The sequence below is a fragment of the Dendronalium phyllosphericum CENA369 genome, assembly GCF_016056275.1.
Taxonomy (GTDB): Bacteria; Cyanobacteriota; Cyanobacteriia; order Cyanobacteriales; family Nostocaceae; genus Dendronalium; species Dendronalium phyllosphericum.
Window position 1 is genome coordinate 1 of the sequence record NZ_JAECZA010000095.1, and the last position, 16383, is coordinate 16383.

At 42.1% G+C, this 16383-nt stretch carries 11 protein-coding genes, 1 tRNA gene and 1 pseudogene; 7 read left to right on the forward strand and 6 right to left on the reverse strand.

Annotated features, from left to right (window positions below):
* Window positions 1–517, forward strand: a pseudogene (locus tag I8752_RS18635) (photosystem II q(b) protein); the annotation flags it as partial.
* A 104-nt stretch (window positions 518–621) separates the two neighbouring features.
* Here the strand turns inward: I8752_RS18635 and I8752_RS18640 are convergent.
* Complete coding sequence (locus I8752_RS18640) at window positions 622–1509, reverse strand: hypothetical protein (RefSeq protein ID WP_214433793.1); 888 nt, start codon at window positions 1507–1509, stop codon at window positions 622–624.
* Window positions 1510–1788: 279 nt separating this feature from the next.
* Between I8752_RS18640 and I8752_RS18645 the strand changes: the two genes are divergently transcribed.
* Complete coding sequence (locus I8752_RS18645) at window positions 1789–2364, forward strand: hypothetical protein (RefSeq protein ID WP_214433794.1); 576 nt, start codon at window positions 1789–1791, stop codon at window positions 2362–2364.
* Window positions 2365–2374: 10 nt separating this feature from the next.
* On the opposite strand, the gene I8752_RS18650 is transcribed toward I8752_RS18645, so the two are convergent.
* A complete protein-coding gene (locus I8752_RS18650; protein WP_214433795.1) occupies window positions 2375–2974 on the reverse strand; it encodes a gamma-glutamylcyclotransferase in 600 nt (199 codons plus the stop codon).
* Between the two features lie 668 nt (window positions 2975–3642).
* Between I8752_RS18650 and I8752_RS18655 the strand changes: the two genes are divergently transcribed.
* Entirely contained in the window at window positions 3643–6381 is a 2739-nt protein-coding gene (locus I8752_RS18655; RefSeq protein ID WP_214433796.1) for a GAF domain-containing protein, read from the forward strand.
* A gap of 153 nt (window positions 6382–6534) precedes the next feature.
* On the opposite strand, the gene I8752_RS18660 is transcribed toward I8752_RS18655, so the two are convergent.
* Window positions 6535–6608: transfer RNA gene (locus tag I8752_RS18660), tRNA-Pro, on the reverse strand.
* A 279-nt stretch (window positions 6609–6887) separates the two neighbouring features.
* On the opposite strand from I8752_RS18660, the gene lipA reads away from it, so the two are divergent.
* Together lipA and I8752_RS18670 are read left to right on the forward strand one after the other, a co-directional pair.
* Complete coding sequence (lipA, locus tag I8752_RS18665) at window positions 6888–7772, forward strand: lipoyl synthase (RefSeq protein ID WP_214433797.1); 885 nt, start codon at window positions 6888–6890, stop codon at window positions 7770–7772.
* 112 nt (window positions 7773–7884) lie between these two features.
* Window positions 7885–8811, forward strand: coding sequence for an NAD(P)H-dependent glycerol-3-phosphate dehydrogenase (locus tag I8752_RS18670; RefSeq protein ID WP_214433798.1), 927 nt, complete (start codon window positions 7885–7887; stop codon window positions 8809–8811).
* 85 nt (window positions 8812–8896) lie between these two features.
* Here I8752_RS18670 and I8752_RS18675 read toward each other — a convergent pair whose 3' ends face one another.
* A complete protein-coding gene (locus tag I8752_RS18675; RefSeq protein WP_214433799.1) occupies window positions 8897–9046 on the reverse strand; it encodes a hypothetical protein in 150 nt (49 codons plus the stop codon).
* A gap of 660 nt (window positions 9047–9706) precedes the next feature.
* Between I8752_RS18675 and sigC the strand changes: the two genes are divergently transcribed.
* Together sigC and I8752_RS18685 are read left to right on the forward strand one after the other, a co-directional pair.
* On the forward strand, window positions 9707–10957 hold the full coding sequence (gene sigC, locus I8752_RS18680) for an RNA polymerase sigma factor SigC (protein WP_214433800.1): 1251 nt from the start codon (window positions 9707–9709) through the stop codon (window positions 10955–10957).
* A gap of 345 nt (window positions 10958–11302) precedes the next feature.
* Window positions 11303–11758, forward strand: coding sequence for a Fur family transcriptional regulator (locus I8752_RS18685; protein ID WP_214433801.1), 456 nt, complete (start codon window positions 11303–11305; stop codon window positions 11756–11758).
* Between the two features lie 125 nt (window positions 11759–11883).
* Here the strand turns inward: I8752_RS18685 and I8752_RS18690 are convergent, their stop codons facing one another.
* Both I8752_RS18690 and cobN read right to left on the reverse strand, forming a co-directional pair.
* Window positions 11884–13008, reverse strand: coding sequence for a peptidoglycan-binding domain-containing protein (locus I8752_RS18690; protein ID WP_214433802.1), 1125 nt, complete (start codon window positions 13006–13008; stop codon window positions 11884–11886).
* 22 nt (window positions 13009–13030) lie between these two features.
* A partial coding sequence (cobN, locus tag I8752_RS18695) for a cobaltochelatase subunit CobN (protein ID WP_214433803.1) occupies window positions 13031–16383 on the reverse strand: 3353 nt, incomplete at its 5' end.

Here is a 16383-nt window from a genome sequence, read left to right on the forward strand (position 1 = left end):
ACACAACATCTTAATGCACCCCTTCCACATGTTAGGTGTGGCTGGTGTCTTCGGTGGAAGCTTATTCTCTGCAATGCACGGTTCTCTAGTAACTTCTTCCTTGGTTCGTGAAACCACCGAAAGCGAATCTCAAAACTACGGTTACAAGTTCGGTCAAGAAGAAGAAACCTACAACATCGTTGCAGCACACGGTTACTTCGGTCGCTTAATCTTCCAATACGCTTCCTTCAATAACAGCCGTTCCTTGCACTTCTTCCTGGCTGCTTGGCCTGTAATCGGTATCTGGTTCACCGCTTTGGGTGTCAGCACAATGGCGTTCAACCTGAACGGTTTCAACTTCAACCAGTCTGTGATTGATTCTCAAGGTCGTGTCATCAACACCTGGGCTGACATCATCAACCGCGCTAACTTAGGTATGGAAGTAATGCACGAGCGCAATGCTCACAACTTCCCTCTCGACTTGGCTACACTTGATAGCGCTCCTGTTGCAATCAGCGCTCCTGCTATCAACGGTTAATTCTTACTCTGTCGAATAATATCAAAAGCGCTCTCATCACGAGGGCGCTTTTTAGTGTTTATAATCTAATACGGTTTAGTTAAGTCTACAACTCTTTATCAAATTCAATTTTTTAAGTACTGATTATTACAATATTCTTGTGTAGTTGTCACTGAAACCACTTCTACTTCTATCGGTTTCTCTTTAGTTCCATTAATAAGAAACTCGCTAGCTCCCTCATGAGGTTTTTTAGAATTTCCCCAATCGTAGGTATAACCCAAACCAGTCCAAGGATAATTTTCTTGACTACCAACTGCATAAGAAGCTGTGTATATCTGTTGCAAAATAGGATATCTCGCAGGTACAGGAACAGGTAAAACTTGACAAGTAGAATCGTTAATTTCTGGGTCGATACATGGTCTGCTTAAATCTTCTGCTTTGACCCACATTTCTACAAAATGCGTTTTATTTGAATTTCTATTTAAAATTAAGCCTAAATACTGCTGTAACCTGAGCGAAAGCATAATATTGCCAGGAATATTTATACCTATACCTCTACATTTTTGACAAAATTCTTTCACTTGAGGAACTGCTGTTAACCAAGTCTGATTTTCTATACTTTTTTTATTTCCTATTTTCCAATCTTCGCTGGGATTATTTGTGTATTTCCAACTTGCCATTAAATATTCAACTTTCCCATTATTTTCTCTGGATTTTATCTGAGAATTACTTTTTGACAGTGACCACAGATTATTGACTACTTTATCTTGGCTTGGTTTTTTGGCATTCTCTGTGGCTACCTTTAATTGTTGTTGCAAAAACTTATAACTTTCTGGTTTATTTTTTTCTAGATACTCATTAACATTTGGGTTTGTTTCAGATTTCTGGCTTAATAACTCTTTTTTTAAATCAGGCAGATTCTTCAAAGGAATTTCTTTAGCCAATAAACTTGAATATCCAACTGCTAAACAAGCACTTGTCAAACCTAAAAATAATCGATTCCAGTTTTTCATCACAATATCCTGTATAAATACGGAGTCTGGGTGCAATTTCAAAATTGAATCCGATTTTATAACTATGTCAAGCTAACATGCTGTCAAGTTTAATTTTTTTAATTTACTTTTTGTGTATAAAATTTAACTCAAATTTATTGAGTATTGTGATGCGATCGCGTCATAAAAACAAGTTTATACAGATTCGATGCTGGGTGAGGCCTTTCCTAGAGAGTAGCTGCTTCCGTAATTAAGTTGAAACTTTTTGTTTGTTTAATTTAGTGGCTATTAAGATGAACTATGAAACTTAAACTCGTTTTATTAGGATTGGCATTAGCAAGCGTTACTCTTGTTGCTTCCTCAAATATTGCACAGGCTCAATGTCCCCACAAGAAAGTAGTACCTCCTGTACCGCAAACTCGAATCATTCGCCAAGAAAAACTTGGCTATCGCTTTAGCATTCCAAATAACTATAGAACAATGGCATTTGGTAGCGATCGGCTACTAGTACTTGACCCTAATACTTTTGCTGAGGCACAATGTTTAGTAAAAAACAAAGTGCCTACAGAATTGCCTCGTAGTATCACTATTTATGTAAAATCTGTTAACTTGAGAAATCGTAGTTTAGTGAATATTGTGAGACAAGACAATCCCACAATCGATAAATTTGAAAATACTAAAGTTGCCAACCAAAGTGCTGTTAATTATACATCTGACACTTTAGGTTTTAATAAAAACGTGTCTTTCTTCACTCCTGACCGCAAATACCTAATTACTGTTTCGGTTCCTTTTGAAATTGAACAAGGACGACCGACTACTATCTTCAATAAACAGGTATTTGATAAAGTGATTTCTAGCTTTACTTTTGTTCGTTGAAATATGATTATTAAGCCGATCGCACGACTTGTTTTTCTTGATATAGTCGTTGTAATTGATACATGTGGTTAAACAAATGCCAGCAATATTCCTCTGGTAGTCCACAAGTGATAGCACCGCGCAGGACAACGTTAAAGTACCAATCGTTTGGCGCAATTTCTTGTGTAAGCTTGTTAACTACTGTATAAGTGCGAACATCTTTATAAACCCGATCTTGGCAGTGAATATCTACTATCTCATGACGATAAAGCCCTTGAGAAACACCTTCACGTATATCTAGATATTCACTCAGCCGCCAGGGTAATCGATAAAGTACGCCTTTCACGTTAGCCTTAGCATCTTTCACTATATCCAAAACGCCACAATTGCGAGTTGGAGAACAAACATAAAACCCTAATCGATAGTCTTGTAATATTCCAGTCCCAACAACATAAGGATGGGTATTTTCGCCAAGCGATCGCTTTAAATCCACAGGACACATGCAAGAACCGTAAGCAAAATAGTAGAACATCGGCTCTTGAAGTCGCTTTTGTTGCAGTTTCAACTTTAGATTGACAGGATTATGAGGTTGCACCCAATTGTGATGTGAGTGACCACTTTGATTGCTCATTTATCCTTAGAAGTATTCGCTACAAGCATAATCATACCATAGTAATATAAAAAGCTACAACATTATTCCGATAGGTAAACAGTAGTTTATATAGTGATGTGGTTAGACTCAATTGATGCATTAGATAAAGCATTAATAATGCTTGGTTTCACCGTATAGCAACCATAGCACTGACAGATATGAACAGTGTTGCAAACAAAAGCGCGATCGCCATAAATCATGCACTGACCTTCGTCTTGACCGCTATGATAATTAATTGGTGTAACAATTAAATGAGCGAGAGGTTTGCTTTCCTTTTCTCACTAACTAAAAACTCTTGAAAATATAAGAGTCAACAAAGAGGGTTTTAAGGTAGTTGCAAAGATATAGAAATGATTATTAATAATCAAATTAAATTTGATTCTAAACATTCTACTTAAAATTACTTAGTTCTTTACTATTAACTATCAAAAATTTATAAAAGCATAATAAATATAGAAAAATATTTAGATTTTGGTAATTTGCATAATTTTACCGAATACATCTTTATATCCGAGGATATAAAATTAAGCGTTATTAATAATATTTTTTTAATCTTTAACCCTAGAAAATTATAGTTCAAAATGTTAGGTCGCATCTAGCAAGGGTTTTTTGAACAGTTTTATATTTTTACATAGGCGTGATAGGTAATGGCATTTCCCGATGACCCAAGTGGTTCGATGCAAACCTTCAACCAAGAAGGTTTATTACATCAGATAACAAACCAGATTAGGCGATCGCTCGACCTACAAGAGATATTAACAGCGACTGTTGCCGAAATTCGCTTATTTTTGGCTACAGATCGGGTGATGGTATATCGGTTTGATGCTGATGGCAGTGGTGAAGTCATTGCCGAATCCATTCACGGACAGTATTTGCCATCACTATTAAGATTGCATTTCCCAGCCGATGATATTCCTCAAGAGGCAAGAGAGTTGCTTTTGTCAACGCGGCAACGTTCGATAGTGGATGTAACCACTGGACAGATAGGACTATCGCCACTACAGTCAACAAATGGTAAATCTCTAGACACGGAAAATATTTACTACCGACAGGTAGATCCTTGCCATATTCAATACTTAAAGGCAATGGGCGTACAGTCTACGTTGGTAGTACCGATTTTACATCAAGACCCTGGTAGACAATCAGCACAGCCGGAATTATGGGGTTTATTGGTATCGCACCACAGTCAACCGCAAACAATTTCAGAGCAGGAGCTAAAAGTAGTCCAACAAGTCGTAGATCAAGTGGCGATCGCGATCGCTCAAAGTAACTTACTCACCGAAGCCCGTGCGAAACAAGAGCGAGAGGCCGCGATCAACAGAGTTACTATGCTGTTGCATAAACTACCTACAATCCAATTGCAGGAGGCGTTAGAAGAAGTCATAGCGACCTTTGGTGGCATAGGTGGTAGGCTTTATGTCGATGACAGTACAGAAGTATACACATGGGGCAAACAACCTCAGCTGCCCTATGGTTTAGAAAACAGTATTATCGAACAGCATCCTATCTGGCAAAACTGGATAGCTGAATTTAAACCAGATAATATTTGGGCAATTACTGACCTTTACCAAGAACCGCGTTTGCGAGTTTTGGCTCCTGCATTCCAATCTACTCAGATTCGGGGAATCTTACTGATGCCCCTACATTTGCGTCAAAATTTTGTTGGTGTTATCAGCATTTTTCGTCCTGGATTTGACCGTGAAATCTTGTGGGCGGGACGGCACGACCCAAATCTGCGCCAAAGTCTACCCCGACTTTCTTTTGAAGTTTGGCGAGAGCAAAAAAAAGGGCAAGCGCTTGAGTGGAAACCTGAAGAAATCTCCTTAGGACAAGCCTTGTGCTATCACTTTTCCATAGCAATTCAGCAGCACCAAATGTACCAACAAGTACAGGTACTGAATACCAACTTAGAACTTCGGGTGCAAGAGCAAACCGCTGAACTAGAAAAATCATTACTACTTACCAATGTACTCAAGCAAGTTACGGAGCATATTCGCAGTACCTTAGACTTAAAAACCACCTTGCAAACTATTGTCCGGGAAGTTCGTCCCTTGCTAAATTCTGACCGGATGTTAATTTTTCAGATAGGGAATGAATCTAATGGTCAAGTGATTGTGGAAGAAATTAACGGTAATTGGGTATCGGCGTTAGGAATGGAAGCGCCACCAAAATGCTTTCCCGATGAGTATAGCCGTCTTTACTTTCAAGGCAGGATCAGAGCGATTAATAATGTCTCAACAGCTTCTTTGAGTGCTTGTCATCAAGAGTTTTTGCAAACCTTGCAAGTACAAGCAAACTTAATTGTCCCGATTAAAATAGGTACGCAACTTTGGGGGTTACTCATTGCCCATCAGTGTGATGCTCCCAGACATTGGCAAGATGGAGAAATTAATTTACTGCAACAGCTAGCAGATCAAGCAGCGATCGCTATTCAACAAGCGCAACTCTACGAACAAAGCTGTGCTGCCGAAACACATGCCAAAGCTAAAGCCACACAGTTAGAGCATACACTGTATGAACTCCAAGAAACACAAGCAAAATTAATTCAGTCCGAAAAAATGTCCAGTTTAGGACAGTTAGTAGCGGGTATAGCACACGAAATTAACAACCCCGTAAACTTTATTTACGGCAACCTGTACCATGCTACTACCTATACTCAACAACTGATGGAACTTTTACAGCTCTACCAGTTGCACTATCCTCGCCCGAAAAAGGAAATTGACTTAGTAATCGAAGCGATCGATTTAGACTTTGTGGTAGAAGACTTACCAAAAATTATGTCTTCAATGCAAGTTGGAGCCGATCGCATCCGCTCTATAGTATTGTCATTGCGAAATTTTTCTCGTTTAGATGAAGCTGACAATAAATCCGTTGATATCCATGAAGGGATAGAAAACACATTATTAATTTTGCACCATCTCCTCAAATCAAATGTCCATTTTACTGCTATTGAGGTAATTAAAGATTATGGCAATTTGCCACGGGTAGAATGCTACGCCGGGCAGATGAATCAGGTATTTATGAATGTTTTCACCAATGCTATTGATGCTCTTGAAGAAAATAGAAAAATAGAAAGAAATAATTCTCTTCCCTCTGCTAAAATTTGGATTTCAACTAAACTCTCAATTGAGAAATCACGCTTGCTAATTCGCATTGCTGACAATGGTCCAGGAATGACTGAAGAAGTCAGAAAACGAATTTTCGATCCATTTTTCACTACTAAATCAGTGGGTAAGGGTACAGGATTGGGGCTAGCTATCAGCTATCAGATTGTTGTAGAAAATCATGGCGGACTAATGGAGTGTATTTCACAGCCAAGTAAAGGAACAGAATTCTGGATTGAGATTCCGATTAGATTGCTCACAAAAGTCAATCTTACAGAGTGAAGATTAGAAAGTGTTTTTAAACTACAAGACAATGGATGCGATCGCAATCATCTCTGTATAATGCTGTCTAACTTGCAGCAAGCTTCTCATATCGAGTGTAGAACGACCAATTATTTATCGCCACGGTTAATTAATCTGTCGCTCTACTGTAAATCGGGATGACTGGATTCGAACCAGCGGCCCCTTCGTCCCGAACGAAGTGCGCTACCAAGCTGCGCTACATCCCGCCATAACTACAGCATTCATCGTAGATTAAAGATATCACAACCCATGCCAAATAACAAAACTACTACTTTGTCAATTTTGAAGCCAGAGGTAAAGCCGCTTCAGTTTTATCCGAGCATCCGTTGTCGTAAATCGTAAATCTACAGCGCGAGCTTCTCTATTTCTTTGCTCTTCCCAAGCTCTGACCTCTTGTTTCCAGGTTTCCTTGATATATAACGACTTCACTCAAAGCTTTGCTTGCTACGATTAGATGTGTATAACTTCAGTGGTAAAAGCGGATTGTGACTGTAAAACCAGACTGGTTGCGGGTAAAAGCGCCTCAGTGGGAGCGCGTCGGAAACGTTAAAGAAGTTTTGCGGGATTTAGCGCTGAATACAGTTTGTGAGGAAGCGTCCTGTCCAAATATTGGTGAATGCTTTCAAGCTGGGACTGCAACGTTTTTGATTATGGGTCCAGCTTGTACGCGAGCCTGTCCCTACTGTGATATTGACTTTGAGAAAAAACCCAAACCTTTAGACTCTACGGAACCAGAACGACTAGCTGAAGCTGTTCGCCGTATGAAACTCAATCATGTGGTAATCACCTCTGTCAACCGAGATGATTTGTCAGATGGTGGTGCATCTCAGTTTGTGAAATGTATTGCAGCAGTTCGCAACCTATCGCCTTACACTACAATAGAGGTGCTAATCCCTGACTTATGTGGTAATTGGAATGCACTACAGATAATTCTGCAAGCTGCACCAGAAGTCTTAAACCACAACACAGAAACTGTTTCCCGCCTGTATCGACGAGTACGCCCCCAAGGAAACTACGATCGCACGCTAGAATTACTCAAGCGATCGCGTCAAATTGCTCCTTGGACATACACTAAATCCGGGATCATGGTTGGACTTGGCGAAACGGATGCTGAAATCCGCCAAGTCATGCAAGATTTGCGTGCGGTAGATTGCGATATCTTGACAATCGGACAATACCTCCAACCAAGTCAGAAACATTTGCAAGTGAATGAATTTATCCACCCAGAACAGTTTAATGCTTGGAAGGTATTTGGAGAAGAACTAGGATTTTTACAAGTTGTTGCCTCACCGTTGACTAGAAGCTCATATCATGCGGAGCAAGTTAGGGAATTAATGGAACGCTATCCTCGAAATCGGGTGCAAACTTAGGAGTTAGTTTCAGGTTTATTTTCTCTGTATCCCTCATCTTTTTCGTCTCCCCCAGTCTAAGTACTAAGTGTTTTTCAAATCGAATACTGAGTTCTGAGTGGTATTGGTAGCAGTGCAAAAAACAACCATAGCGATATTGGGTGCAGGTGCTTGGGGTGCATCTTTGGCAAATCTAGCAACAGCAAATGGTCATATTGTCCGTGTGTGGTCGCGTCAGGGGTCGGCAACTCTTAAAGCAGTTCTACAAGATGCCCAAATAGTCGTGTCTGCTATATCTATGAAAGGTGTAAGAGATGTTGCCTCTCAAGTACAATCCTTGCCAATATCTCCAGAGACAACTTTTGTCACAGCAACCAAAGGCTTAGATCCTCAAACTACCCGTACACCTTCGCAAATTTGGCAAACAGCATTTCCTAACCATGCAGTAGTGGTTCTGTCTGGGCCAAATTTATCTCAAGAAATTCAACAATCCTTGCCAGCTGCAACGGTAGTTGCCAGCAGTATAACTACTGCTGCCGAACTAGCGCAATTAGTATTTTCTTCTCCTCGTTTTCGCGTCTATACCAATCCCGATCCCGTAGGAGTAGAGCTAGGAGGAACGCTGAAGAACGTAATTGCGATCGCAGCTGGTGTATGTGATGGCTTACAATTGGGAACCAATGCTAAAGCTGCTTTAGTCACCCGTGGACTCACAGAAATAATTCGCATCGGCAACTTCTGGGGTGCAAAGACGGAAACTTTTTACGGTTTATCGGGTCTAGGAGATTTGTTAGCAACTTGCAATAGTTCTTTAAGTCGCAATTACCAAGTCGGCTACCAGATGGCTGGCGGTAAGACGCTTACAGATATTCTGGCTAATTTGCCAGGAACTGCTGAGGGAGTTAACACTTGTGAGGTTTTAGTACGACTGGCTAAACAACAAAATATTACTATGCCGATTACCGAGCAAGTTTATCGATTACTTCAGAGTGAAGTGACACCTCGACAAGCACTTGATGAACTGATGGTACGAGACATTAAGCCAGAGTACAACTATTAATAATCATCAGAATTTAGTGTAGCGGTGAGGCTGTCGCACTCCCACATCCCACTTTCTTCAAGTCGGCAAAGCCGACGACTTTGCTTCAATGTGGTTTATCCACGTTGAAGCAAGTGTTACCAAGGAAGTGGCTTTGACCGTCAGTTGTGTTAGCGCTAGCAATAGCGACATAAAAGCGTCGGCAATCCGATTTCTGAGTGGTTTCACCAAAAAGACACGGGCATTCGTTTGTCATCAGTCCATCCTTTCTGCGTGAGCGCTAACTTATTACTTAAAACCTATTACCTCTGATCATTCCCCAATAATCCTGAGAAAAAAATTAGTAAATCTTCAGGATATTACTTTTAGCCTCATGTAGATATGACTATGCCGATGATAGACATAATTTTACTGAAATATGTTTATACCCCTTACAAACGTAATATTTAATATCTACAAAGTTGAAATGCTGACTAAGTAGGCATGATAACTGCTTATACCAGACGAGAAAGTGAGTAGGGAGTAAGGAAATGAGGAAGATGAGGGAGAAGGGAAGCACAGGAGTAGAGGGGCAGGGAGGAAAAGAACTATAGATAAATTACTCTTATTTTCCCTATCTCCTAAACTCCCTATCCCCCATCTGTTCTTGATTCCCCAATTCTGTCTTCTGCCTTTTTCAAGTCAGTTTGGAATTTAAAGCCTATCTATAGATTTGAATAGCTATTGGTTCAATCAAACCCTCAGCAGCCGAATCCGTTCGGTATTAATGCTGAGGAAATCAGCAGTACAGTTTTTTTGAAAAAAAACTGGACTTAAACCTTCAACCGTGTTAGTTCATCTAAAATCACGGGAACAATAGCAACAGTTGATTAGCTGACCGTAATCTATTGTTACCTGGAGCCATTGAGACGATTTTATGCCAGCAACATCCTTTTACGCAGATGCCGCCTACAATACCCAAAAATCCCACCAGGTTTTGGACTCGGATCTCACAGTTGATGTCAGTGAGTTGTCGGTAGAAGATTTACAGGAGTTGGAAATAGCTGCTGCCGATCCTGCTAACTTTGCTGCTAATACTAACCGTCGCAGTACAGATTTGGTACGTCTATATCTTCAGGAAATTGGTCGAGTTCGGTTACTGGGACGCGATGAAGAGGTTTCAGAAGCGCAAAAAGTTCAGCGCTACTTACGGATGCGGATAGTACTTGCCAACGCAGCAAAGCAAGGGGATGAAGTGGTTTCGCCCTATCTGCGATTAATTGAAGTTCAAGAGCGTCTAGCATCTGAACTAGGACATCGCCCCTCTTTAGAAAGATGGGCTACCACTGCTGGGGTAAATGTGTCCGATCTCAAACCAATTTTGTCAGAGGGCAAACGTCGCTGGGCAGAAATTGCCAAGATGACAGTGGAAGAACTAGAGCAAATTCAAGCTCAAGGACTTCAAGCAAAAGAACACATGATTAAGGCTAATCTCCGCCTAGTAGTGTCTGTTGCTAAGAAGTATCAAAATCGTGGTTTGGAATTACTAGATTTAGTCCAAGAAGGTACACTAGGTTTGGAGCGAGCCGTAGAAAAATTTGACCCAACCAAGGGATATCGCTTTAGTACCTACGCTTACTGGTGGATTCGTCAAGGAATCACACGGGCGATCGCTACTTCTAGTCGCACGATTCGCCTACCTGTGCATATTACAGAAAAGTTAAACAAAATTAAAAAAGCTCAACGCAAAATTGCTCAAGAAAAAGGTCGCACTCCTACCCTGGAAGACTTAGCTGTTGAGTTAGACATGACTCCTACCCAAGTACGAGAAGTTTTGCTAAGAGTACCTCGTTCTGTTTCTTTGGAAACTAAGGTAGGGAAGGATAAAGACACTGAATTGGGCGAATTACTCGAAACTGATAGTGTAACTCCTGAAGAAATGTTAATGCGAGAATCTTTACAAAGAGACTTGCAAAATCTATTGGCTGATTTAACTACCCGCGAACGGGATGTAATTCTCATGCGCTTTGGTCTAGCTGATGGCCATCCTTATTCGCTAGCAGAAATTGGACGCGCTTTGGACTTATCGCGGGAACGGGTACGCCAAATCGAATCTAAAGCTTTGCAAAAGCTCCGCCAACCCAAACGACGCAACCTGATCCGTGACTATTTAGAGTCTCTCAGTTAGTCATGAATCATGTATCACTAGGGGCGCAAAGCTTTGCGCCCGTTCAGTAGTCAGTTGTTCATTAGTACTGACTACTGACTATAAACTCATTGAACCATTTGAACTCTGAGTCTGCAGCTTTTTATAAGTTTATAGGAAATTATTTGCATTTAGTTAAAAGCAAATATTCCCAGCCTTATTGTGAATCTCTTGATGGCTGGGATCGTTATTATTTAATTTGTCATCAAGATTTTATAACTTAGTCTTTAGCATTTTATAAAAATTCTCAAGAAGCAATGTTTGTTGCAAATTGCTCGGAACATTTGTTATATTCTCAACTAAAGAGCTTTGTTGAGAAAAATTAGTATGACTGTCTACACAAATACTTCACTCAAGGCAGAATTAAATGAAAGAGGCTGGCGTTTAACTCCCCAGCGCGAAACAATTCTACACATATTTCAAGAACTTCCGCAAGGGGAACATCTTAGTGCGGAGGATCTTTATCATCGACTAGAAGGCGAAGGCGAAGGTATCAGCCTCTCAACTATCTATCGGACTTTGAAGTTGATGGCACGAATGGGTATTTTGCGGGAACTAGAACTCGGAGAAGGACATAAACATTACGAAATCAACCAGCCTTACCCGCATCATCACCACCACCTGATTTGCGTGCGTTGCAACGCGACCATTGAGTTTAAAAATGACTCTATTCTCAAAATTGGTGCAAAAACTGCCCAAAAAGAAGGATATCACCTACTAGATTGTCAAATGACAATTCATGCAGTATGTCCCAAGTGCCAAAGGGCATTGATGCCGCTGTAGCACTTGGGTGCGATAACAAAGCGAAGTTACTCAAGGCAATTGAATAGTTTGAGCAATTTGCTATTTGTTGTTACGGGAGGTAAGTAATTAGTTTGGGACTCGTACTCACCAAGCCGAAGCGGATGCTAAAAGCGTCCGCTTCTAATATCGCTGAGACTTATGCCGTAATATTCTTGGGCTTGCTTAATCGCTTTTTTCGTGTCATCTGCCATTACACCAGTTAGTTGACCTTTATAGAAGCCCTTTTCTTGTAGTCGCCTTTGGATTTCCAGGACACTAAATTCACTCTTAGAAGCAGTCTTGACTGAGTTATATAACTTACCTCTAGTAGTAGGGCCAGCAACTCCACTGGATGCTAAGTAATTAGCAGCTTGAAATCGGCGTACAGCATCAGCCGTATAAGGGCCAAAATATCCGTTTGGTTCTCCCTCTAAATATCCGGCTTTGATCAATTGTTCTTGAAGAATTCTCACGGCTTCGCCGCGATCGCCTAGGCGGAGTTTATCTCGCTCGACCACTGGTTTGCTAGGAGAATCCTCTCCATAACCAACTCCCTGTTGCGGTAATTTTCTTTTTGTTGCCGGGCCGACAATTCCATCAACGTCTAATTTGTAAGCTGCTTGGAACCGCTTGACAGCTTCTTCGGTGATTGGGCCAAATATGCCTGTGCTATTACCGTAATAAAAACCTGCAACCCGCAACTGTTCTTGCAAAACCCTAACATCTTCACCTTCATCACCTTTAGTTATGAAGTTAGGATTGCTGCGCTTGTTGGTAACTGAACTTGCAGTAGTAGTTGTTTTAACTTGCGTACTTGTAACACTAGGTTTTTTGGTCTGGTTACTCGCAGTTGCTACTCGCCAGTTGTCTAATTTTTGGAGGGTACTTACTCCAACAACGCCATCAACTGGTAAGTTGGCAGCTTTTTGGAAGCGCCGGACAGCATCCTCTGTGGGAAAATCATATATCTGAGTAATCGGAGCTTGAAAAAAGCCTGTTTGTTGCAGCTTTTGTTGTAAGCTTCTCACAGAAGGACCTTGATCGCCTCTTTCCAGCGCCATAGCGCTACTAACAGCGCCAAGAATGGATAAAGTGAGAGCAAGGGGCAACATATGCTTCCATGCCTTACTAGAAAGTCGTTTCCAGTCTGGCGCGTCTGCTTTATTTAAAAAATAGCTCAGGGGCGCTAATTCACTGGATTCTTTATCTTCGTAGGCGAAAGCTAGGTGCAAATACGCAAGGTTGTCCATATTTGTTTCCTACACCACTGTTTTATTCGATAGCTGCTTCAGCTTGATGTACTAAGTTTCGTAAAGTTTCTATTGTTTGTATATTTACATCCTGCCATAAACTGCGCTGAGATGCTTCTAATAATTTTTCAGCAATATCACGCAGAGCATAAGGATTATTGTACAAAATAAATTCTGACACAAGCGGATCGAGCAAGTAGGCTTTTACTATACCTTGGTACATGTAATCTTCCACACATTTTGCTGTAGCGTCGTAAGCAAATAGATAATCTACTGTTGCTGCCATTTCAAATGCACCTTTATAACCGTGGCGCATCATTCCTGCAATCCATTTAGGATTAACTACGCGAGAACGATACACCCGTGCGATTTCTTCTTTGAGTTTGCGGACGCGCGGTCGGGCAGGAATAGAATTATCGCCAAAATAAGTTTGGGGATTTTTTCCTTGGAGAGAACGTACTGCTGCTGTTAAACCACCCTGAAATTGATAATAATCGTCAGAATCCAGCAAATCATGTTCGCGGTTATCTTGGTTATGTAAAACAATTTGCATCTGTGCTAAACGTTGCTGAAAAGCTTCGGGGGCGGGGAGGGGAGATGATGGAGATGTTGCTTTCTCTATTCCTCTGCCCCTCTGCCCCTCTGCCCCCCTGCTTCCTGAGTAGGCGTAGCAGCTCCAGTTAATGTAGGCACGGGCTAAATCTTGGTCATCTGTCCAATTTTGGGAATCTATTAAGCCTTGAAGTCCTGTACCGTAAGCACCTGGTTGCGAACCGAAAATCCGATAGCGCGATCGCACTAAAGCTGCTTCTGTTGTTAAACCTTGTTGCGTCCAAAAATCTGTATCTTGGCGTACTTGTGCTGCTAGAGGGTTTTGTTCTGGTGGCTCATCTAAGGCTGCTACTGCTTGCACGGCCGAGTCGAATAAGTCGATGAGATTGGGAAAAGCATCCCGAAAAAATCCAGAAATTCTTAAGGTGACATCTACACGGGGACGCTGCAAAATGGCTAGTGGCAAAATTTCAAAATCTACTACGCGCCGCGCTGCACCATCCCATACTGGTCGCACACCTAACAAAGCTAATGCTTCGGCGATGTCATCACCACCAGTTCGCATGGTAGCGGTTCCCCATAAGGATAATCCCAGTGTTTTTGGATACTCACCATGTTCTTGTGTGTAGTATTCAATCAGGTTTTCAGCAGCTTTTCTGCCGATATCCCAAGCTGTCTCTGTAGGAATAGCGCGGATATCGACTGAATAAAAGTTTCTGCCTGTTGGTAGTACTTCTGGACGACCGCGCGTCGGTGCGCCAGCAGGAGCGCTGGGAACATATCTACCATCAAGCCCGTGTAGCAAATAAGTCATTTCTTGCTGGGTTTGTTGGATGGCAGGGAGGAGGCGATCGCGTATCCAGTCTAAAGTAGTGCTGAGTGGGGAGTGGGGAGTAGAGACGCGATTAATCGCGTCTGTACAAGAGTGAGGAGTGAGGAGTCGATCTACGCAATTAATCGCGTCTGTACAAGAGTTAGGAGTGAGGAGTCGATCTACTAGGGAGGCGGCGTGTTCTTCTAGGAGTTCGACAATATCGCCGATGGTGCGACAGTTTTTGCCATTGACTACTGACGACTGACGACTGACGACTGACATATCTGCTGTGAGGGGATCGAAGTCTAGACCCCAATCTTGAGCTAAAGCACGGGTAATGCCTATAGAATAGCGATTGGGGATACGGGCGATCGCTACTATTAAATCCCGTAGTTGTCGTCCTTCGGGACATTGACCAAAAATATGTAAGCCATCACGGATTTGGGCTTCTTTTAATTCACAAAGATAGCCATCTAAAGAATTAAAAATTTCTTTTTCGTTTTGGATGCCTAAATCTAAATGGAGATTTTCTTGGATGACTAGTTGGTGGATGCGATCGCGAATTGCTGGTAAACGCGAAGGATCTAAACTTTCAGCTTCATAATATTCGTCAATTAAATTTTCTAACTGCTGTAAACCGCCATAGAGTTCTGCACGGGTCATGGGAGGCGTGAGGTGATCTAGAATCACTGCCTGAGCGCGGCGTTTGGCTTGCGAACCTTCACCAGGGTCATTGACAATAAACGGGTAAAGGTGCGGAAGCGGCCCGAATGCTACTTCTGGATAACAATTACTGGATAAAGCCAAACTCTTACCGGGTAGCCATTCTAAATTTCCATGTTTTCCTACATGCACAACAGCATCAGCACCAAAACATTCCCTCACCCAATAGTAAAAAGCTAAATAAGCCTGGGTTGGTGCTAAATCTGGCGCATGATAATTCAAGCTAGGGTCAAGATCGTAACCTCGTGCTGGCTGAATTCCCACAAAGACATTACCGAGTTGAATTCCAGGAATAGCGAAAGAAGACACGGGGACGCGGGGACAGGGGGACGCGGGGAAAATTTCTCTCTCGGTGTCTCCGTGTCTCCCCATCTTTGCGTCCTCTTCCAGTCCCCAACGTTCGCAGATACCTTGCTGCGCGGCTGTTGGTAAAGAAGCAAAATACTCTTGATACTCCGTATGAGATGAACTTTGCAGCACTGGGCGCAATTCTCTGCCTTCTGGGTCATTAGTGACACCAGTAGTGAGACGTTGAATCAATTCTTCTACTTGGGTAGGTGGATTTTCTACCAAATAACCAGCCATCTGTAAAGCTTTGAGAATTTCTACACAACTGGCTGGCGTGTCCAGTCCCACACCATTAGCAAGGCGACCATCGCGGTTGGGGTAATTTGCCAAAATCAGGGCAATTCGCCGTTCTTGGGGTGGCTTGGAGCGCAGGCGTACCCAATTGGCTGCTAGTTGAGCTACGAATTCAATGCGATCGCTTACTGGTTCATAAACTACCACATCTGTTTCTAAGTCGGGGTTTCGCGTTTGCACCGCCTTAAAAGACACAGCGCGAGTAATAATTCGCCCATCCACTTCTGGTAGCGCCACATTCATGGCAATATCACGAGGAGAAAGCCCTTGCGACTGCAATTCCCACTGTTCAACAGTTCCACCGCTAAGAATTACCTGCAACACTGGCACATCTAATTTTTGCCACAAGTCAGTTTGAGGTGTTTCTGTTTCTAACCGCGCTAGCGAAAAACTTGTGGTATTCAACAGTATTGCAATTTGCGGTGAATCTTTGGGCTGGAAAAATTCGCTTAACTCTGCTTGCACATCGGGGTCGCGCAATGAAGAAACGAACACTGGCATCGGTTCTAAGTCTTTCTGCGCCAAAGCAGCACACAAAGCATCAATTACTTTGGTGTTTCCTCCGAGATAATGGGCGCGGTAGAAGAGAATGCCAACTTTAGGGATTGGGGATTGGGGCCGATCCCCAATCCCCAATCCCTGTC